Origin of the sequence: Mesorhizobium sp. CA12, from assembly GCF_020165255.1 — a bacterium.
GTDB lineage: Bacteria > Pseudomonadota > Alphaproteobacteria > Rhizobiales > Rhizobiaceae > Mesorhizobium.
The window spans coordinates 179,336-200,905 of the sequence record NZ_JAIUHT010000011.1; the positions used below are offsets into that span (position 1 = coordinate 179,336).

14 protein-coding genes are annotated in these 21,570 nt (G+C 64.4%); 5 read left to right on the top strand and 9 right to left on the bottom strand.

Going from position 1 to position 21,570, the window contains the following annotated elements; all coding sequences use genetic code 11:
- Window positions 1-68: 68 nt before the first annotated feature.
- On the bottom strand, window positions 69-1,034 hold the full coding sequence (locus LB520_RS19485; protein WP_224601179.1) for a sugar-binding transcriptional regulator: 966 nt from the start codon (window positions 1,032-1,034) through the stop codon (window positions 69-71).
- 204 nt (window positions 1,035-1,238) lie between these two features.
- Between LB520_RS19485 and LB520_RS19490 the strand changes: the two genes are divergently transcribed.
- From LB520_RS19490 to LB520_RS19510, 5 genes are all read left to right on the top strand, one after another.
- Window positions 1,239-2,879, top strand: coding sequence for an acyl-CoA synthetase (locus tag LB520_RS19490; RefSeq protein ID WP_224638537.1), 1,641 nt, complete (start codon window positions 1,239-1,241; stop codon window positions 2,877-2,879).
- 438 nt (window positions 2,880-3,317) lie between these two features.
- Window positions 3,318-3,923, top strand: coding sequence for a TetR family transcriptional regulator (locus LB520_RS19495; protein WP_140543365.1), 606 nt, complete (start codon window positions 3,318-3,320; stop codon window positions 3,921-3,923).
- Between the two features lie 83 nt (window positions 3,924-4,006).
- Window positions 4,007-5,140: an efflux RND transporter periplasmic adaptor subunit gene (locus tag LB520_RS19500; RefSeq protein ID WP_411969908.1), complete on the top strand. Its 1,134-nt coding sequence runs from the start codon at window positions 4,007-4,009 to the stop codon at window positions 5,138-5,140.
- 312 nt (window positions 5,141-5,452) lie between these two features.
- Window positions 5,453-8,605, top strand: coding sequence for an efflux RND transporter permease subunit (locus LB520_RS19505; RefSeq protein WP_224638539.1), 3,153 nt, complete (start codon window positions 5,453-5,455; stop codon window positions 8,603-8,605).
- Between the two features lie 47 nt (window positions 8,606-8,652).
- Window positions 8,653-8,823, top strand: coding sequence for a hypothetical protein (locus LB520_RS19510; protein ID WP_224638540.1), 171 nt, complete (start codon window positions 8,653-8,655; stop codon window positions 8,821-8,823).
- Window positions 8,824-8,894: 71 nt separating this feature from the next.
- On the opposite strand, the gene LB520_RS19515 is transcribed toward LB520_RS19510, so the two are convergent.
- From LB520_RS19515 to LB520_RS19550, 8 genes are all read right to left on the bottom strand, one after another.
- Complete coding sequence (locus tag LB520_RS19515; protein WP_140844239.1) at window positions 8,895-10,604, bottom strand: APC family permease; 1,710 nt, start codon at window positions 10,602-10,604, stop codon at window positions 8,895-8,897.
- Window positions 10,605-10,970: 366 nt separating this feature from the next.
- Window positions 10,971-13,340, bottom strand: a complete 2,370-nt coding sequence (locus LB520_RS19520) for a DUF1989 domain-containing protein (protein WP_224638541.1) — start codon at window positions 13,338-13,340, stop codon at window positions 10,971-10,973.
- A gap of 260 nt (window positions 13,341-13,600) precedes the next feature.
- Window positions 13,601-14,227, bottom strand: a complete 627-nt coding sequence (locus tag LB520_RS19525) for a sarcosine oxidase subunit gamma (protein WP_224638542.1) — start codon at window positions 14,225-14,227, stop codon at window positions 13,601-13,603.
- Complete coding sequence (locus LB520_RS19530) at window positions 14,220-17,201, bottom strand: sarcosine oxidase subunit alpha (RefSeq protein WP_224638543.1); 2,982 nt, start codon at window positions 17,199-17,201, stop codon at window positions 14,220-14,222. The genes LB520_RS19525 and LB520_RS19530 overlap by 8 nt, the downstream gene beginning before the upstream one ends.
- Window positions 17,201-17,476 (bottom strand): sarcosine oxidase subunit delta, encoded by a 276-nt coding sequence (locus LB520_RS19535; protein ID WP_224526640.1) that lies wholly within the window; start codon window positions 17,474-17,476, stop codon window positions 17,201-17,203. Before LB520_RS19535 ends, LB520_RS19530 begins: the two co-directional genes overlap by 1 nt.
- A gap of 67 nt (window positions 17,477-17,543) precedes the next feature.
- Window positions 17,544-18,797, bottom strand: coding sequence for a sarcosine oxidase subunit beta family protein (locus tag LB520_RS19540; RefSeq protein WP_095768777.1), 1,254 nt, complete (start codon window positions 18,795-18,797; stop codon window positions 17,544-17,546).
- A gap of 92 nt (window positions 18,798-18,889) precedes the next feature.
- Window positions 18,890-20,197: a type III glutamate--ammonia ligase gene (gene glnT, locus LB520_RS19545; protein WP_224638544.1), complete on the bottom strand. Its 1,308-nt coding sequence runs from the start codon at window positions 20,195-20,197 to the stop codon at window positions 18,890-18,892.
- Between the two features lie 38 nt (window positions 20,198-20,235).
- Window positions 20,236-21,564, bottom strand: coding sequence for an FMN-binding glutamate synthase family protein (locus LB520_RS19550; RefSeq protein ID WP_140844228.1), 1,329 nt, complete (start codon window positions 21,562-21,564; stop codon window positions 20,236-20,238).
- Window positions 21,565-21,570: the final 6 nt, after the last annotated feature.

The following is a 21,570-nucleotide window of genomic DNA, read 5'->3' on the forward strand; positions in this document are numbered from 1 at the left end:
TCCGTCTTTTCTTGCTCATGAACAGAAGGCCGCGACGTCGTGATGACAGAAGCGGCGAGGGTGGTTTTCTACGAGGCCTTTTTCGTTGCCGCGCCGGCGTGCTGAAGCAGGCGCTCGGCCATATGCGCGCCGACCACCAGATGCGTGCACAGCCCGCCGGCGATGGCCGCAAGCAACGGCTCGAACTTGGTGTCTTCCTGCACCACCATCAGCCGCTTCTCGATGGCGCGCAGCGAGGCGAGCTCGGCGGAGATGACGCGCCTATTGTAGCTGCAGTCGAGCACTTCGCCCATGGCGTCGATGATCTGTCCGGCGATGACGCCGGCCGCACCCTGGCGCCGCAACGTTTCCATCTCGGCCGCCGACAGCGCGCCGCATTTCACCAGATGGCTGTCGGCGTCAACCGCGCCGACGGAATAGAGCGCCAGATCGCAATCGGCGATGCCGGCCAACTGGTCGCGGATCACCGGCTCGGCACGCAAACCTTGCGCCAGGCCTTCCGTCGACAGCACCAGCGGGGCGTAGAAGTTGAGGCCCTTGGCATTCAGCCGTCGCGCGATCTCCATCGTGCACTGGTCGGGCCGGTAGGAATAGGGCGCGCCGAGATTGCCGCAGAGCTGCACCACGGTGACGTCCTGCAGGTCGGCATAGGACATGATGTCGGCGATGGTATAGACGGTGCGGCCCCAGGCGACGCCGATGCGGTCGCCTTTCTTCACCAGCTCGAGAAAGACGCTCGCCGCCAGCACGGCGATATCGGTCGAGGGATCGGCGAGGTAGGCATTTTCCGGCGCGATCCAGACCGCGTCGAGATCGAACGCATCTTCCAGCCGCCGCGCCATGACGTCGTCGGTGAAGAGCTGGGTCGAGGTCGAGATGTTGACGATGCCGGTCTCGCGCGCCTTGCGCAGATACATGGCGACCGAGGCGCGAGAAATGTTGAGCTGGCTCGCCACTTCGTCCTGACGCAGGCCATGCGCATAGTAAAGCCAGGCGGCCTTGTGGATGAGCTGTTCTGCCGGTCTGATCGCCATGCCGCCTCCTCGGCTGACATTAGTCACGGCTCTCGACAAAAGTCAAATTTGCCTGCGCGAGCTGCGATCGTCTCGCGGTGCGGCCCAATCCGGATCGCCATTCCACGAAGCCGGCGCAGCATAGCATTTTCAGCCGCGGAAGGGGGATAGCGTGACGGCGGGCCTAAGGTTAGAAAGCTCGAAAAGAACATCGGGGAGAACGGGATGGCCAATCCTTACGAACAGGATCTCGACAGGAACGCTGCCAACCACCAGCCGCTGACGCCGCTCACCTATCTTGAGCGCGCGGCCAAGACCTATCCCGACCACATCGCCATCATTCATGGCAACCAGCGCATCACCTATCGCGATTTCTGGCGCCGGTCGCTGAAGCTTGCCTCGGCGCTCGCGAAGCACGGCGTCGGCAAGGGCGATACGGTGACGGTGATGTTGTCCAACACGCCGCCGATGCTGGAAGCCCATTTCGGCGTGCCGATGGTGAAGGCGGTGCTGCATTCGCTGAACACCCGCCTCGACGCCGCCGTCATCGCGTTCCAGCTCGACCATGCCGACAGCAAGGTGCTGATCGTCGACCGCGAGTTCTCGGGCGTCGTCAAGGACGCGCTGGCCTTGGCCAAGGTGAAGCCATTGGTCATCGACTATGACGATCGGGACTATGCCGCCGACGCACCCTATCCGAAGGGCGAACGGATCGGCTCAGCTGATTACGAGGAGTTCGTCGCGGCCGGCGACGAGACCTTTGTCTGGTCGATGCCCGATGACGAGTGGGACGCCATCTCGCTCAACTACACCTCCGGCACCACGGGCAATCCGAAGGGCGTCGTCTATCACCATCGCGGCGCGGCGCTGATGGCCTACACCAACACCATCCATGCCGGCATGGCCAAGCACGCGGTTTATCTCTGGACGCTGCCGATGTTCCATTGCAACGGCTGGTGCTTCCCCTGGACTTTGGCCGTGCAGGCCGCCACCCATGTCTGCCTGCGCTGGGTGCGGGCAAAGCCGATATACGACGCCATCGCCGACCACGGCGTCACCCATCTGTGCGGCGCGCCGATCGTGATGTCGGTGCTGATCAACGCGAAGGATGAGGACAAGCGGCAGTTCGCGCAGACCGTCACCTTCAACACCGCCGCAGCGCCCCCGCCGGAGGCCGTGCTGTCCGGCATGGCCGATGCCGGCTTTGCCGTCACCCATCTCTACGGCCTGACCGAAACCTACGGCCCGGCCGTCGTCAACGAGTGGCACTATGAGTGGGACGCGCTGGAGAAGGGACCGAGGACGCAGAAGAAGGCACGCCAGGGCGTGCGCTATGCAGCGCTCGAAGGTCTTGCGGTGATGGATCCCGGGACGATGATGGAGACGCCGCCCGACGGCGAGACCATCGGCGAGGTCATGTTCCGCGGCAACATCGTCATGAAGGGCTATCTGAAGAACCGCAAGGCCACCGACGAAGCGTTCGCCGGCGGCTGGTTCCATTCCGGCGATCTCGGCGTCATGCATCCCGACGGTTACATCCAGCTCAAGGATCGCTCGAAGGACATCATCATCTCGGGCGGCGAGAACATTTCGTCCATCGAGGTCGAGGACGCTCTCTACAGGCATCCGTCGGTTGCCTCGTGCGGTGTGGTTGCCCGCGCGGACGACAAATGGGGCGAGGTGCCGGTCGCCTATGTCGAGCTGAAGCCCGGCAAGAGCGCGACCGAGGCCGAGATCATCGAACACTGTCGCGGGTTGCTGGCCCGTTTCAAGGTGCCGAAGGCGGTGGTGTTTGCCGAAATCCCGAAGACCTCGACGGGGAAGATCCAGAAGTTCCGGCTACGGGAAATGGCGAAGGGGGTGTGAGCGCAGCCCCCAGCGTTGGCAACTAGCATTTGGCCCCTGCGCGGTCGTCATCCACGGGCGAAGCAAGGAGCGTAGCGACGCGCGCAGACCCGAGGATCCATTCCGTGACATCAGTCGAAGAACGAAGCCGGATCAAGAAGTTACGCTGATATCCGCCCAACAATCGCTGACGGCTATTCTCGACCCGTTGGAGCACGGCCGCATGGTCACGGAATGGATCCTAGGGTTTCCGCGACGTCGCTTCGCGACTGCTCCACCCTAGGATGACGACCTCACAGGTGCCGGCGAAAATTGTCGGAGTCGCCAGCCACCGACCTCCCTCCTGTCACCATCTGTCACCAAATTATACGCGTACGTCGATTTCGCGTTGACTCCTCGCCGCTTTCGTTTTACGACTGATGAAAATTGAAATTCGTCACTCATCAAAACGAAAGCGCTATGTCCGAAGCCGCCAACATCGTGGCAGATCCCGCCAGACAGGAGAATGTGACCCGCATTCTCGACTGCGCCGAGCGCCTGTTCCGCCACTATGGCTACGGTAAGACCAATGTTGCCGACATCGCTCGCGAGCTCGGCATGTCGCCCGCCAACATCTACCGCTTCTTTGCCTCCAAGGTCGAAATCCACCAGGCCGTCTGCGGCCGCATGCTCGGCGCCAGCTACAACATGGCCTATGAGATCATGCATCTCCCGATCAGCGCCGAGGAGCGACTGAGCCGCTATATTCATGCCCAGTACAAGATGACGCTCGAGACCATGCTCGACGAGCAGAAGGTGCATGAGATGGTTATCGTCGCGCTGGAGCGCGACTGGTCCGTCATCGACAAGCATGTCAACAGTATCCACGACCTGTTCGCCGAGGTGATCCGCGAGGGCATCGAGGCAGGCGAGTTCAGGCAGCAGGATCCTGAAACCGCCGCGCGCTGCTTCGGCGCCGCCACCGTCATTCTGTGCCACCCGCAGATGGTGGCGCAGTGCCTTGCCAAGACCAACCGGGCAATGCCCGACGAACTTATCGACTACGCCATCAGAGCCTTGAAATAGAAGCCGTCCGCCGCGTGCGGTCGGCAGATCATCTCCAGTTCGGGAGTGCTAAAGTGTCTTTGCCCAGTTCCATCCTCCGCAGGCTGCCGGCCGCCGGCCTTCCCGCCATCGGCGTCGTCGTCGCCGCGCTTGCCCTCGGCGGCTGCAGCCAGGAAAAGGCCGAGGTCGTTCAGGAAGTCGTCCGGCCGGTCAAGGTGGTCGAGATCGGCGAGGCGCGGACCACTCGCCAGCTCGACTATTCCGGTTCGGTGCGCGCCCGCATCGAGATGAACCTCGGCTTCCGCATCGCCGGCAAGGTCACCGAGCGTCTGGTCGATATCGGCCAGCATGTGAATGAAGGCGACGTGCTCGCCCGCGTCGACCCGTCCGACTACGAGCTGTCGGTGAAGAGCGCGCAGGCCAGCCTGGACGCCGCCGAACGCCAGGTCGAAACAGTCGATCTCGCCAGGAAGCGCGCCGAGCAGCTCTATGCCAAGAACTTCGCGCCGAAGTCGCAGCTCGATCAGGCGCGGCTGGCCTACGACCAGGCCGTGGCGACGCGCGATGCCGCCCGCTCGACGCTGGCCCAGGCGCAGAACCAGGTCCATTACACCGATCTCAAGGCCAGCCAGGCCGGCATCGTCACCGCCATCTCCGCCGATGTCGGCCAGGTGGTCGGCGCCGGCACGCCGGTCATGACGGTCGCGGTGGACGGCGAGAAGGAAGTTTCGATCGCGGTGCCGGAGATGGATATTGCAGGGTTCAAGCCCGGCAAGGAAGTCAAGGCGAGCTTCTGGTCGGACGAAGGGCTGACGCTTGACGGCAGGGTCCGCGAGGTCGCCGGCAGCGCCGATCCGCAGTCGCGTACCTTCGCTGTCCGGGTGTCGCTGCCCAACGATCCGCGCGTGCTGCTCGGCATGACGGCCAATGTCGAGGCAACCGTCGGCAGCAAGGCGCAGCTCGTGTCGATCCCGTTGACCGCGATGACCGAGAAGGATGGCAAGCAGATCGTCTGGACGGTCGACCGCGCCTCCGAAACAGTCCATCTGCGCCCGATCAAGGTCGCCAACTTCACTGCCGACGGTGTCGCCGTGGCGGACGGCCTCAAACAGGGCGACGTCGTGGTGGCGGCCGGCACACAGTTCATGACCGAGAATCTGAAGGTCAAGTTTGCAAGCGACGCCCAGCAATCCGCCTCGGCGGAGGACGACGTCGCGACCACCAGCAGCCTGCACTGATGCTTGTCGCCCAAAAGTGCGAAGCGGTTTTGGGACAACGACATGCATCGAACTAAAACCTGAAGTCAGGCGTAACGAACGCCTTTCCCGCTCTCGCTGCTTGCGCCGCGGGCCGGGGAAAGCATGGGTTCCGGGCGGCGAACGCCCCGATCGTGAGATGCCGGCATGTTGGCTCCCCCGCAGCAGTGCCGCGTCGAGCGCGATTTGCGAGCTCTCTCCGCTTGAGGGGTCTCGCCGCCCGGAAGCCCACCGAACTGGAAGCGGCATGCCGAGCGAGCGTGCCTTGCCGATCAATTGGACTGGACGTGTGCCATGACCACCAGCGACAGCAGCACTGAAAAGCGGCCCTTCAATCTTTCGCGTTGGGCGATCGGACATCCGAGCATCGCGCGCTTCCTGTTCGGGCTGATCATCCTTGCCGGCGCGCTCGGCCTGATGCGCATGGGCCAGAAGGAAGACCCCGACTTCACCTTCCGCGTCATGGTGGTGCAGGCGGTCTGGCCCGGCGCCTCGATCCAGGACATGGAGGATCAGGTCGTCAACAAGATCGAGCGCAAGCTGCAGGAAACGCCGCATCTCGATTTCGTCCGTTCCTACACCCGCGCCGGCAGCGCCATCATCACCTTGCAGGTCAAGGGCGACACCAACACCGAGGAAGTGAAGGACGCCTTCTACCAGGTGCGCAAGAAGGTCGGCGACATCTCCAATGAATTGCCCCAGGGCCTGCTAGGCCCCTATTTCAACGACGAGTTCGGCGACACCTTCATCACGCTGCATTCGATCAGCGGCGACGGCTTCACCTATCCGGAGCTGAAGAAGTTCGCCATCCAGGCGCGCGACATGCTGTTGACGACGCCGGGCGTCGAGAAGGCCGTCATCATCGGCGACCAGCCTGAGAAGATCTATATCGATGTCTCGTCCAAGGCGTTGGCCGAGCGCGGCCTGACCATCCTTGACCTGCAAAACGCCGTGAAAGGGCAGAACGCCGTCGATCCGGCGGGCTCGGTCGACACCGGCCTGCGCTCGGTGCGCATCTCGGTCGAGGGCGATGTCACCAAGGCCGCGGATATCCGCGAGCTCAGGCTGCGTTCGGGCAACCAGGTGACGCGCCTCGGCGACATCGCCACGGTCTCTTCCGGCCTCCAGGATCCTTACGACAACAAATACCTCTTCAACGGCCATCAGAGCGTCCAGCTCGGCGTCGTCATGGCCAAGGGTTTTAACGTCAGGGATGTCGGCAAGGATGTCGAGGCGACCTATCAGCGCTTCGAGGCAGGGCTGCCCTATGGCGTGTCGGTCGATCAGATCTCCGACCAGCCCCAGGTCGTCAAGGACGCGGTGAGCGAGTTCATGGAGGCGCTCGGCGAGGCGCTGCTGATCGTCCTTGCAGTCTCGCTGCTGTCGATCGGTTGGCGCTCGGGCCTGGTGATCGCCATCGCCATCCCGCTCGTCTTGGCCGCCACCTTCGCCATCATGTACGAGATCGGCATCGACCTGCAGCGCATCTCGCTCGGCGCGCTCATCATTGCGCTCGGCCTTTTGGTCGACGACGCCATGATCGTCGTCGAGATGATGGAGCGAAAGCTGGAGGAGGGGCTGGTCAAGATCGAGGCGGCGAGCTTCGCCTACACCTCGACCGCTTTCCCGATGCTGACCGGCACGCTGATCACCACGGCCGGCTTCATCCCGGTCGGCTTCGCCGCCTCCACCGCCGGCGAATATGTGCGCACGCTGTTCTATGTCGTCGGCATCGCGCTGGTCGTGTCGTGGTTCGTCGCGGTCTATTTCACGCCGTGGCTGGGCTACATGATCCTCAAGCAGCGCAAGCATGCGGGCACTCATCACGATGTCTTCGATACCGGCTTCTATCGCCGGCTGCGCGCAACGGTCACCTGGGCCGTGCGCCACCGCATCATCGTTTTGGTGATGACGCTGGTTACTTTTGCCACCAGCCTGTGGGCCTTCCAGTTCATCCCGCAGAACTTCTTTCCGCAATCCTCGCGCCCGGAAATCCTGGTCGACCTGTGGCTGCCGGAAGGCACCTCGATCAAGGATGTCGAAAACCAGGCCAAGTCGTTTGAAGGCAAGATGGCGGACGATCCGGACAAGCGCTTCATCGCCACCTATATCGGCGAAGGCGCACCACGCTTCTTCCTGCCGCTCGACCAGCAGCTCCGTAACCCGAACTTCGCCCAGCTGCTGGTCATGGCCAAGGACGAGCCGGCGCGCGAGCGGCTGATCGTCAAGATGCGCAAGATCCTGGCGCAGGACTTCCCCTCGATCCGCGGCAAGGTCGACCGCCTCTTCCTCGGTCCGCCGACCGGCTGGCCGGTGCAGATGCGTGTCATGGGCCCGGACCGCAAGGAGGTGCGCCGCATCGCCGACGAGGTGAAGGCGAGGTTCCAGGCCAATCCGCTGCTCGGCGCCATCCACGACGACTGGCTGGAACCGGTGCCGGCGATGAAGCTGGTGATCGACCAGGATCGTGCCCGAGCCCTCGGGGTCACCTCGCAGCGCATCCGTCAGATGCTGCAGGCCACCATGTCCGGCGCGCCGCTAGACGACTTCCGCGACGGCGAGGAGACGGTCTCGATCGTCGCCCGCGAGCCGGAGGCGACCCGTCACCTGCTCTCTTCGGTCGACTCGGTCTATATCCCCACCGACTTCGGCGGATCGGTGCCGCTCTCGCAAGTGGCCAAGGTCGTGCCGGTGATGGAGCAGGGCGTCGAATGGCGGCGCGACCGCCTGCCGACGATCAGCGTGCGCGCCACGCTGCCGGACGGCGTGCAGTCCAACGACGTCGTCACCAAGATGTACAACGACATGAAGGACCTGCGCGCCAGTCTTGCACCCGGCTACAACGTCGAGATCCAGGGCGGCGCCGAGGACTCGGCCGAAAGCCAGGCCTCGATCGCCGCCAAGGCGCCGATCATGCTCGCCGTCATCGTCGTGCTGCTGATGGTCCAGCTGCAGCATTTCGGCAAGTCGATGCTGGTGCTGGCCACCGGACCGCTCGGCATCATCGGCGCCGCAGCGGCGCTGCTGATCAGCGGCGCGCCGTTCGGCTTCGTCGCCATCCTCGGCGTCATCGCGCTGCTCGGCATCATCATGCGCAACTCGATCATCCTGGTCGATCAGATAGACCAGGATATCGCCGCCGGCATGGAGCGATCGGAAGCGATCGTGGGTGCAGCCGTGCGCCGCTTCCGGCCGATCATGCTGACGGCGCTGACCGCGGTCCTGGCGCTGATCCCGATCTCGCGCGGCGTTTTCTGGGGGCCGCTGGCCTACGCCATGATGGGCGGCATCCTCGTCGCCACCGTGCTCACCATCCTGGTGCTGCCGGCCGGCTACGCCCTGTTCTTCGGCCGCGCGCCGAAGAAGGCCAAGACCGACGAGCAGGTGCCCGAGCCGGAGAACGTCGAAGGCATCGAAAGACCGCAGCTGGCCTTGGCTGCGGAATAAAAGGTGGCAACCTTGGATCATCCGCCATCGGCGAAAGCCGGTGGCGGATGATCCGCGTCAAGGTCCGCGGGGCGGAAAAATGCGCTGCGGCAAGGCTTCCGCAAAACAGAATTCTTTCTCAGCAACGCCATAAAGGTTCGACGCTGCGCGAGAATCTCGGCCTGAAGCGTCCAGAAAATCGGCTCTTTGTAAGCGAGGCGGTCCGAAAGGCCGGCTGATGCCGGGACGGGCGATCGCAAAAAAGAACGGGCGCGCCGAGGCGCGCCCGTCTGTATTCAAGGCTGCCGCGTCAGATGACGAACACCCAGTTGGCGATCAGCATCACCACCACGCCGGCAATCAGCGTCAGGTAAGGCAGCATGCCCGCCTTCTTGACCGAGAGGTCGGCCCCCGCCATGCCGAGGTCTGCCAGCATGTGTTCGGGGAACTTGCCCTTGTCCTGGACGTAGTGGCGGAAGCAGAACACCGGGATGATCAAGGCAGCGGTGATCAGGCCGGCCCACAGCGCCATCGGGTTCCACACCTTGGCGCCGGCGCCCATGAAGATGGCGTTCACATAGGCGAAGATCGCGCCGATGCCGAGCAGCCAGGTCGGCGCCTTCCAGGGGCGGTTGATGTGGCCGTTGTCGATGCGATGGATCCAGCCGGCATTGAGGTTGAGGAAGTTGAAGATGATGTAGCCGCAATTCGACACGGCGAGGATGAAGAAGAAGCTCGTCGCGTCGGCCGAGGCGATGGCCAGCACGATCAGGTTGAAGCAGAGGTCGGTCCACATCGCCCGCGTCGGCGCGCCATGCTCATTAACGTGGCTGAGATAGCGCGGCAGCCAGCCGTCGACCGAACCCTGGTAGAGCGTGCGCGAGGAGCCGGCCATCGCCGTCATGATGCAGAGCACCAGGGCCAGGATCATCAGCATGACCAGCAGGCTGTGGATGATCTTGCCGCCGCCGACCATGCCGGCCAGCGCGTCGGCGACGCCCGAGCCGTCGACGATCGGCGTCGCCAGCATGCCGTTCAGGCCGAGCACGCCCTGGAAGGTGAAGGGCACCAGGATGAACAGCAGCATGCAGAGCAGGCCGGAATAGAAGATCGCCTTGAACGTGTCAGTGCCGGGGTTCTTGAACTCCGACGTGTAGCAGACGGCCGTCTCGAAGCCGTAGGTCGACCATGCCGCGATGAACATGCCGCCCAGCACCAGCGTCCAGCCGGCGATGTTCCACGAACCCGGATCGGGCGCGTAGGCGGCCGCCAACGGCACCAGCGGCGAGAAGTTCGCCCAGTCGATCTGGCCGGTGAAGATCGGCACGACGCCGACGATCAGCATCGGGACGATGACCAGCAGGCCGATATATTTCTGCACATTGGCCGTGCCGAGGATGCCGCGATGCTGGATCGCGAAGATGATCAGCATCAGCACCGCGCCGATGAAGAAGGTGGCGTTGAAGGTGAAGGACACTGGACCCAGCGTATGGCTGAACAGCGACCAGGTGCGGATCGCGGGCGTGGCGGCAGCCGCCACCGCGGCGATGGCGTCGGCGGGCGCCGTTCCGGCATGCGCAGCGATGTAGGCGACGACTTCCGGCGATGTCTCGGTGAAGGCCGGGATCGGCGCCAGCGCGTTGAGGATGTAGGCGGCGGCGATCGAGCAGCCGAGCGACAGCACCGGCGACCAGGCGAACCAGTTGCACCACACCGATAGCGGCGCGATGAACTTGGAATAGCGCAGCCATGCCGTGGCGCCGTAGATCGAGGCACCGCCGGATTTATTCGGGAACAGGCCGGCGATCTCGGCATAGGTGAAGGATTGCAGGAAACCCATGATCATGGACACCGTCCAGATCAGGAAGGCCAGTGTTCCGGTCGTGCCGGCAATGCCGCCGATCGAGAACAGGACCAGCGCTGGAACGCCGCTTGCCACCCAGAAGGCGCCACGCCAGTCGATATGCCTGAGCAGCTTGCTTTCGACAGGCTGCTCGAGGGCCGTGCTTATCGTGCTCATATCTTGTGTCTTCCCCTTTTTGTTGTTCCCCGCCAGCGATGCTTCGGCTCTTGCGAAGCTTGCTCCCCGGCAAATCGGCGTCGGTCTGTCGTGTTTCCACTCAGTCGTATTTTTTTCTTAAGAGTGAAGATTGATCCGACGCGCTTTCGCGTCAAGCGTTTTGTGGATGTCATGCACATCGCGCTTGCGAAACATGCTCTTTCCTTCTCTCCTTTGTGGAAGAAGGTGGATCGGCGCGTAGCGCCGAGACGGATGAGGGGTGTTCCAGCGAAGTGCGCGGCTGGCGTCTTCTGGAATACCCCTCATCCGACCGAACTTCGCTCGGCCACCTACTCCCACAACGGAAGAAGGCAAGGGTTGCCGCTATCAGGAACGCGGCTTGGTCTTCTGCGGATCGTAATGGGCGAAGCCCACGACACGCGCCGGCAGCCGCTTGGCGTGGCCGTCGAGCTTGCCGATCTCGACCTCCGTGCCGATCTCGGCGTGAGTGACGTCGAGCCGTGCCAGCGCGATGGTCTTGCCGAGCACCGGCGAGCGCATGCCGGAGGTGACGACGCCGATCTGGGCACGGCCGACATGGACGCAGTCGCCGTGGCCGACGGCGACATTGGCATCGATGTCGAGACCGACGAGCTTGTGCTGCGGATGCTCCTTGCGCCGGATCAGCGCCTCGCGGCCGATGAAGTCGTCGGCCTTGGTCTTGAGTGGCACGGTGAAGCCAATGCCGGCCTCGAACGGATCGGTCTGGTCGGAGAATTCGTAACCGGCGAAGATCAGTCCCGCCTCGATGCGCACCATATCGAGCGCCTGCAGGCCCATCGGCTTCAGGCCGTGCGGCTGGCCGGCCTCCCAGACGGCGTCGAACACTTTTTCGGCGTCGCGCGGATGGCACCAGATCTCGTAGCCGAGCTCGCCGGTGTAGCCGGTGCGCGAGATGACGACGGGCACGCCATTGCCTCCGCCGATGCGCGCGACGGCGAAGCGGAACCATTCGAGCTCGCCGATCGAGGGCTGCACGGGCGAGGTCCAGACCACTTCCTTCAATATGTCGCGGCTCTTCGGCCCCTGCACGGCGATGTTGTGCATCTGGTCGGTGGAGGAGCGCACCAGCACGTTGAGGCCGAGTTTTTTCGCCATCTCGCGCAACCATTCGCCGGAAAGATCGTCGCCGCCGACCCAGCGAAAATTATCCTTGCCGAGCCTGAGCAACGTCCCGTCGTCGATCATGCCGCCATGCTCGTAGCACATCGCGGTATAGACGACCTGGCCGACGCCGAGCTTCTTGACGTCGCGGGTCAGCGTGTATTGCAGCAGCGCTTCGGCATCCGGACCGGTGACCTCGAACTTGCGCAGCGGCGATAGGTCCATGATCACGGCGGCCTGCCGGCAGGCCCAGTATTCGGCGATGGGGCCTTCCTTGGCGAAGGAATTGGCGAGCCAATAGCCGCGATATTCGACGAAGTCGCGCGTGTGCTTGGCAAAGCTCGAATGAAAGGCTGTCTCGCGGGTCATTTTCGGTTCCGAGTCGGGCTTCATGCGTCTGGCGATCGCTCGCGAGAATTTGTGCTGGCCTGAATAGGCGCGCACATGGATGTCGGTGAGGTCCCAGCCATTGGCGGGCGTGGTGTCGTCCGGGCAGGCCGAGGAGACGCAGACGATGTCGGTCAGGGCGCGCAAGAGCACATAGTCGCCAGGTCGCGACCACGGCTCGTCCGACACCATCACGCCATGCGCGTCGATCGCCGTGTTGAAGAAGAAATTGATCGCCATCCAGCCGGCGCGGGGCGTCACGCCCTTGTCCGACAGCGCCTTGTTGAAATTCTCCGAGCAGTTGGTGTGTCCGGGATAGCCGATGTCGTCGTAATATTTGGCGGCGCAGGCGAGTGCGAAGGCGTCGTGGCGGCCGCAAGTGTCCTGCACCACCTCGACCAGCGGCTCCATGTCCTGGTCGTAGTATTTCGAATGCAAGCCGGGCATCGGATAGGCCGAACCCATCAGCGTGCGGGTCGTCGTCACGTCGAGCGGCAGGTCGCGCCCCTTGTCCAGCTTGCGCGCGGAAAAACACTGGAAGTCGGTGCATTGCCGGCCATCGACATCGATGATCTGCAGATAATCGCCGGCCTTGACGAAATAGGCCTCGGCGGTCGCCGACTTCACCCGAAGATCAAGCACCGGATCGGCAAGCGGATCGGCAAGCTGCGACCTCGTCTTCAGCCGGATCGTGGCGCGGCGCACCAGAACGGTCAGCGGCGTCGCGGTGTTGTGGCCGTCGACCAGCATCGGCCCGCCTGGCGCCGCGATCAGCAGCGCGCCGTCGCGCTGGATGGCAAAGCTCTGCTCGGTGCCGGCCGGCGTGGCGCCGCCGAAAACGTGCACGGCCTTCGGCTGGTCGAGTTGCACGCTGCGGCGCTCAAGGCTGAGACGCAGCGCCGAGAGGCTGTCGTCGCCCTCAGCAAGCAGCGCCTTGATGCCGGCGGCATTGCTGTTCGACCGCTCGCCGAAAATGCCGGGATCCGTCGCGCCTGATTTGTCCCAGGCCAGCAGCTCGCAGGGCTGGCCGCCTTCGACATTGCTCACGCTGACGCTGTCGCCCGCCTCGACGTCGATCAGCACCGCGCCATTGCCCTGCACGGTGTAGCGTTCCACGCCTGGCGGCAGGCTGATCTCGCCGGGGCGCAGGATCAGGCTCGGACGCGGCGGTCCGGACAGGACGGCAGGGTAGGGCGATTGGCTCATCTCAAACCCTCCTCCGAGCGAGAAACAAGTTTGCCTGTGTGTAAAATTATTTTCGCTGAGAGAATAGCAGGGGGAATGCGTTTGGCAAGGCGGGACTTCCCTTCTCCCCTTGTGGAAGAAGGTGGCCGCGCAGCGGCCGGATGAGGGGTGCTCCAGGGAAAATCAGCGTCTCACTCCGCTGGAGCACCCCTCATCCGTCTCGGCGCTTGCGCGCCGATCCACCTTCTCCCACAAGGGGAGAAGGGGGAGTCTGCGCACGGCTACGCCAACTCCTCGGAATGGGTAATCGTCACGCCATACTCCGCGGCCGAGTCCAGAATCGTATGCCATAGGCTCTCGGCGAAAGTCGCGAACACCAGCAGGTTGAACACCGCCTGTCCATTTGCCCGATCCTTGTCGCGCCAGAGCGTGATGCTGGTGTGATCCATCGACGTGGCCGCCGCGACACCCACAGCAAACACATCAGGGTGGAGGTCGATCGACGACAGCTTGGCGAGCATCGTGCGCGCCTTCTCTCCGGATATGCTGATCAGCACCCGCGCATGCGATTGGTCGGAAAGCGAGGCCGAACCCACGAAGACCGGGGCAAGCGCTTCGATCGTATGCTTGCCGCCGTTGGACAGCACCAGGAATTGATCAGGTCCCGACCAGATCAGCGCCGCGTCCGCCGTATCCACCGCCTTGGGCGTCTCCGGCGAGGCGACACCGAAGCGCGCCTTTGCGGCCTTCGCCATCTCTGTGGCCTTGCCGCGTCGCGCCATCACCTGGACGAGGTTGAAATCGCGGATCTCGGTCAGCGCCACGCCGGCGTCACCGTGCGCGCCGTAAGCGCCGGCGACCAGCGCGCGGTCGAGCGGGCTGCGCATGTCCCAGGAAAAATCAGCCACGCTGGCGTCCTCCATCGGGATCGTAGAAGACGGAATTGCAGAGCTCGACATCGTAGTCCTCGCCGCGCAGCGGATCATGCGCGCGCACGATCTCGCCGATGCGCTCGCGGCCGCGCTCGACGAGGCCGAGACCGATCCACTGGTCGAGCACCGGCGAGAAACAGACCGAGGTGACATAGCCCTGGTCGTTGTCGGGGCCGGGGGTCTCGCCCTTTGGAATGATGTGAGCGCCGGAGCGCAGGCGGCGCGCCTTGTCGGTCGGCTTGATGCCGACGACCACCTGCCGGTTCGGCGCGGTGAGCGCCTCGCGGCCGGCCATGACGCGGCCGATGAAATCCTTCTTGGTCGACATCATCTTGCCGAGGCCGAGATCGCCCGCCGTGGTGGTGCCGTTGAGCTCCGGCCCGGCGACATGACCCTTTTCGATGCGCATCACGCCGAGCGCCTCGGTGCCGTAAGGCGTCACGCCGAACGGTTTTCCCGCAATCATCAGATTGCGCGCCATCGCCTCGCCGTAGCGCGCCGGCACCGAAATCTCGAACGCCATCTCGCCGGAGAAGGAGATGCGGAACAGCCTTGCCTTCAGGCCGCCGCGCAGCTTGACCTCGCGCGCGCCCATGAACGGGAAACCTTCATTCGACAGGTCCTCGGCCGGATCGACGATCTCTTTCAGCAGATCGCGGGTCTTCGGTCCGGCGATCGAGAACTGCGCCCACTGGTCGGAGACCGAGGTCAGCTGCACGTCGAGCTCGGGGAACAGCACCTGGCGGCAGAATTCCAGGTGCTGCATCACCAGCCCGGCCTTGGCCGTCGTGGTGGTGAGGAAGTAATGATCCTCGGCCAGCCGCGAGGTCGTGCCGTCGTCATAGACGATGCCGTCCTCGCGCAGCATCAGCCCGTAGCGCGCCTTGCCGACGGCGAGGCTGGAGAAGGCGTTGATGTAGACGCGGTCGAGGAAGGCGCCCGCGTCGGGGCCGTGCACGTCGATCTTGCCGAGCGTCGAGACATCGCAGAAGCCGACGCCGCTGCGCACCGCCTTGACCTCGCGCGTGACCGATTCCAGCCAGTCCTTCTCGCCGGCGCGCGGATACCACTGCGCGCGCTTCCATAGGCCGGTGTCGACAAAGACCGCGCCCTGTTCGGCCGCCCAGTGATGCGAGGGCGTCAGCCGCGTCGCATGGAAATTCTCGTCGCGGTGATGGCCGGCGAAGGCGCCGATGGCGACCGGCACGTAAGGCGGCCGGTAGATCGTCGTGCCCGTCTCCGGGATCGACTTGCCGCTGACCGCCGCCATGATGGCAAGGCCGGCGACATTCGAGGTCTTGCCCTGGTCGGTCGCCATGCCGAGCGTCGTGTAGCGCTTCAGATGCTCGACCGATTGAAAACCCTCGCGCTGCGCCAGCTCGACATCGGAAGCGGTGACGTCGTGCTGCTGGTCGACAAAGGCCTTGCCCTTGCCGGCGACATGCCAGAGCGGTGTGATCGAAAACGCCTCGTCGTCGGCGACCGGCATCGATCCGATATTGCCGCTGCGGCCGGCGTCGCGTGCGGCGGCAGCGCCGGCTTCGAACCCCTCGCGCAGGCAGGCGCCAAGTCCGAACGTGCCGTTGGCCGCGCCCGCTGCCAGCATGCCGGGCGGCGCGCCATCCGGCACGAAGGCGGCAATGTCGTCGCGCCATTTCGGCCTGCCGCGGTGGTAGGAGGTGAGGCCGACCGCCGGGTTCCAGCCGCCCGAGACGGCAAGCCCGTCTGCCTCGACCTCGGCGCGCGCGCCACCGGTCAGCGAGACGGAAATCTTGCGCACGCCGTCCTTGCCGCCGTCGATGCCGGCGACAGCGCCGTGCAGCACCGGAAAGCCGTCTTTGTTGGCCAATGAGCGGTGGGCCGGCGAAATGTCCGGCCGCGCATCGATCACGGCGGCCACCTGCAGTCCGGCCGCGATCGCCGTTTCGGCCGTACGCCAGCCATCCTCATTGTTGGTGAAGAGCGCGATGCGCCTCGCCGGCGTCGCCGCGTAGCGGTTGATGTAGCTGCGCATGGCCGACGCCATCATCACGCCCGGCGTGTCGTTGCCGGCAAAGACGATCGGACGCTCGATGGCGCCGGCGGCGACGACGCAGCGCTTGGCCACGATCCGCCACAGCCGCTGGCGCACCTGATGCTCCGGGGGCACCGGCAGGTGGTCGTTGACACGCTCGATCGCGCCATAGGTGCCGCCGTCATAGACACCGAACAAAGTCGTGCGCGTCATGATGCGCACATCCGGCATTGCCGTCAGTTCGGCAACCGCGCGCGCGACCCATTCGGCGGCCGGCAATCCGTCGATCATGCCGCCATCGGCGAGCAGGCGCCCGCCGAGGACGAAATCCTCTTCGCACAGGATGACGCGCGCGCCGCAGCGCGCGGCGGCAAGGGCCGCCGCCAGGCCTGCCGGGCCGGAACCCGCGATCACCACATCGCAATGTGCCCAGGCCTTGTCATAGTGGTCGGGATCGGAAACCTGGGCCGCGCGGCCAAGGCCCGCGGCGCGCCGAATTGCCGGCTCGTAGATCGCTTCCCAGAACTTCGCCGGCCACATGAAGGTCTTGTAGTAGAAGCCGGCGACGAAGATCGGCGCGAACAGCTGGTTGACCGACATCACGTCGAAATGGAGCGACGGCCAGCGGTTCTGGCTGGCGGCTTCGAGCCCTTCATAGAGCTCGACGGTTGTCGCCTTGGTGTTTGCCTCACGCCTTGCGCCGCTGCGCAGCTCTACCAGCGCGTTCGGCTCTTCCGACCCGGCGGCGAGAATTCCGCGCGGGCGGTGATATTTGAACGAGCGGCCGACGAGCTTGACGCCGTTGGCAACCAGCGCGGAAGCCAGCGTGTCGCCCTTGAAGCCGAAGAGCGTCTTGCCGTCGAAGCGGAAGTTGAGCGCGGTCGAGCGGTCGATGAGACCGCCATTGTTCAGCCGGTTTGCCTGATCGCCGCGCATCACACACCAACCTTGGCGGCGCCTGCGCCCGCCGCCGGCTCGACGGCTGAAATCTCATGCGTCAGCGTGTTGCGGGTGACCTTCAGCCAGGTCCGGCAGCCGCCGCCATGGTACCAGTGCTCGCTCATCGGGCCGGCAATGTTGTCGCGCAGATAGACGTAATCGTAGACCGCGTCCTCGCCGGCATCGGCCGCCGGCCGTTGTGGCTTGGCGTCGCCGAGATAGGTGAACTCGCCGAGTTCGCGTTCGCCGCAGAAGGGACAGACTATGCGCATGGCTGGGTCTTCAATGCATGATGCCAAAAAGTGTGAAGCGGTTTTTGGATAACATCATGCTCTATCCCTAATGCAGGTTCGGTTGGGCGCCCTGGCCCTTCTCGTCGATCATGGCGCCGCGCTGGAAACGGTCGAGGCGGAAAAGCGCGGCTTCCTTGTGCGATTGATCGCGGGCGATGAGATGGGCGAAGACGAAACCGGAGCCGGGCGTCGCCTTGAAGCCGCCATAGCACCAGCCGGCATTGATGTAGAGGCCGTCGACCGGGCTCTTGTCGATGATCGGCGAGCCGTCCATCGACATGTCCATGATGCCACCCCACTGGCGCAAAAGCCGCACACGGCCGATCATCGGGATCAGCGCCATACCGCCCTCGCAGACATCCTCCACGACCGGCAGATTGCCGCGCTGGGCATAGGAATTGTAGCCGTCGATGTCGCCGCCGAAGACCAGCCCACCCTTGTCCGACTGGCTGACATAGAAGTGCCCGGCGCCGAAGGTCATGACGCCGGGAATGAGCGGCTTGATCGCTTCGGAGACGAAGGCCTGCAGCACATGGCTTTCGATCGGCAGGCGAAGACCTGCCATAGCCGCGACCCGTGACGAGGAGCCGGCCACTGCCATGCCGACCTTGCCGGCGCCGATCTTGCCGCGCGATGTCTCGACGCCGGTCACCTTGCCGTTGGCGTCGCGCGTGAAGCCGGTAACCTCGCAATTCTGGATGATGTCGACGCCGAGTTCGCTCGCCGCATGCGCGTAGCCCCACACCACGGCGTCATGCCGCGCCGTGCCGCCGCGCCGCTGCAGCAGTCCGCCTTGCACGGGGAAACGCGCATTGTCGAAATTCAGGAACGGCAGCATTTTGCGCAGCGCCGCCTGGTCGAGCAGTTCCGCATCGATGCCGTTGATGCGCATGGTGTTGCCGCGCCGGGCGAAAGCATCGCGCTGCGCGTCGGAGTGATAGAGGTTGAGCACGCCGCGCTGGCTGACCATCGCGTTATAGTTGAGGTCCTGCTCCATCCGCTCCCACAGCTTCATCGACAATTCGTAGAAGCCGGTGTTGCCGGGAAGGCCGTAATTGGAGCGGATGATGGTGGTGTTGCGGCCGGCATTGCCGGAGCCGATCCACCCCTTTTCCAGCACCGCGACATTGCGGATACCGAACTCGCTGGCGAGAAACCAGGCGGTGGCGAGCCCGTGGCCGCCGCCGCCGATGATGATCACGTCATAGCGGTCCTTGGGCGCAGCGTCGCGCCAGGTCGGCTGCCAGTTCTTGTGGCCGGAAAGGGCGGCGCGGGCGAGCGAGAAGATCGAATATTTCATCAGTTCATTCCGAGGTCGCTCGCACCGCTAGAGCATGATGCCGAAAAGTGTGAAGCGATTTTCGGACGACATCATGCTCCACTACAGGACGGTCAGATATCCAGCGTGTGGTCGCGCTCCCACTGCGTGAAGTGGGAAGCATAGGAATTCCATTCCTGCTGCTTCAGCTTTAGATATGCCGACGAGAATTCCTCACCCAGCGCCGCCTTGAGCGATTTGTCCCTATCGAACTCGCGCAGCGCGTCGAGCAGGTTGAGCGGCAGTTTCGGCGCATCCGTCACCGTGTGGCCGAGCTGGTACATGTCGATGTCGTAGCGCTTGCCGGGGTCGGCCTTCGAGCGGATACCGTCGAGGCCGGCGGCGATGATGACGGCCTGCAGCAAATACGGGTTGGCGGCACCGTCCGGCAGGCGCAATTCGAAGCGGCCGGGCCCGGGCACGCGCACCATGTGGGTGCGGTTGTTGCCGGTCCAGGTCACCGTGTTCGGCGCCCAGGTCGCGCCCGAAATGGTACGCGGCGCGTTGATGCGCTTGTAGGAATTCACCGTCGGGTTGGTGATCGCGGCAAGCGCGGAGGCATGCTTCATGATGCCGCCGAGGAAGTTCCTGCCCTTGGCGGACAGGCCGAGCTCTTGCGAATTGTCGGCAAAGACATTGGTCTTGCCGGTCTCGTCCCACACCGAGATGTGCGCATGGCAGCCATTGCCGGTCAGGCCCTGGAAGGGCTTGGGCATGAATGTAGCGCGCAGGCCATGCTTTTCGGCGATCGACTTGACCATGAACTTGAAGAAGGAGTGCTTGTCGGCGGTCGCCAGCGCGTGATCGAAGGTCCAGTTCATCTCGAACTGGCCGTTGGCGTCCTCATGGTCGTTCTGGTACGGGCCCCAGCCCAACGCCAGCATATGATCGCAGATCTCGGCGATGACGTCGTAGCGCCGCATCACAGCCTGCTGGTCGTAGCAGGGTTTCGAGGCTGTATCGTACTCGTCGGAGATCGCCTTGCCATCGGGCGAGATCAGGAAGAACTCGGCCTCGACGCCGGTCTTGACATGCATGCCGTCGCGGGCGGCTTCGTCGATCAGCCGCTTCAGCGTGTTGCGCGGCGCCTGGTTCACCTCCTTGTCGTCCATGATGCAGTTGGCGGCTACCCAGGCGACGTCCTTCTTCCACGGCAATTGGATGACCGAATCGGGGTCCGGCACGGCCAGCATGTCGGGATGCGCCGGCGTCAGGTCGAGCCATGTGGCGAAGCCGGCAAATCCTGCACCGTCCTTCTGCATGTCGGCGATCGCCTGCGCCGGCACCAGCTTGGCGCGCTGCCCGCTGAACAGGTCGGTGTAGGAGATCATGAAATATTTGACGCCGTTCTCCTTGGCGAATGCGGCGAGATCGTTCCCCATTATGTAGTTCCTCGCTTACGTGTCTCTGGAAGTTTGTTCTAGAAGCCGTTCTTGCCGGGTATCCAGTTGGTGCCGGCCAAAGGCACGCCGGCCATGGCGGCGGCTTCGATCGAGAGCGCGACGAGATCCTCGGGCTCGAGATTGTGCAGGCTGTTCTTGCCGCAGGCGCGTGCGATGGTCTGGGCTTCCAGCGTCATCACCTTGAGGTAGTTCGCTAGGCGCCGTCCGGCCGCGATCGGGTCGACCCGCTTCATCAATTCGGGGTCCTGGGTGGTGATACCGGCCGGGTCGCGGCCTTCGTGCCAGTCGTCATAGGCGCCGGCCGTGGTGCCGAGCGCGTTGTAGTCCGCCTCCCAGCGTGGATCGTTATCGCCGAGCGCGACAAGTGCTGCCGTGCCGATCGACACCGCGTCGACGCCGAGCGCCAGCGCCTTGGCGACATCGGCGCCGTTGCGGATGCCGCCGGAAACGATGAGCTGCACCTTGCGGTGCATGCCGAGGTCCTGCAGCGCCTGCACCGCCGGCCTGATGCAGGCAAGCGTCGGCTGGCCGACATTCTCGATGAACACTTCCTGGGTGGCAGCGGTGCCGCCCTGCATGCCGTCGACCACCACGACATCGGCGCCGGCCTTCACCGCGAGCGCGGTGTCGTAATAGGGCCGTGCCCCGCCGACCTTGACGTAGATCGGCTTTTCCCAGTCGGTGATCTCGCGCAGCTCGAGGATCTTGATCTCGAGATCGTCCGGTCCGGTCCAGTCGGGATGGCGCGAAGCTGAGCGCTGGTCGATGCCCTTGGGCAGCGTGCGCATCTCGGCGACGCGGTCGGAGATCTTCTGTCCGAGCAGCATGCCGCCGCCGCCCGGCTTGGCGCCCTGGCCGACGACCACTTCGATGGCGTCGGCGCGGCGCAGGTCGCGCGGATTCATGCCGTAGCGCGAGGGCAGGTACTGATAGACCAGCGTCTTAGAATGCCCGCGCTCTTCCTCGGTCATGCCGCCGTCACCGGTGGTGGTCGAGGTCCCGGAAAGCGTGGCGCCGCGTCCAAGTGCCTCCTTGGCCGGGCCGGAGAGCGATCCAAAACTCATGCCGGCGATGGTGATTGGGATCTTCAGCTCGATCGGCTTCCTGGCGTGGCGCGAGCCGAGCACCACCGAGGTGTCGCAGCGCTCGCGATAACCTTCGAGCGGATAGCGCGAGATCGAGGCGCCAAGGAAAAGCAGGTCGTCGAAATGCGGCAGCTTGCGCTTGGCGCCGGCGCCGCGGATGTCATAGATGCCGGTCGCGGCCGCGCGGCGGATTTCGGAAAGCGTGTAATCGTCGAAGGTCGCGGATTTGCGCGGCGTCGTCGGCGGGTTGCGGTAGGTCATCTTGCC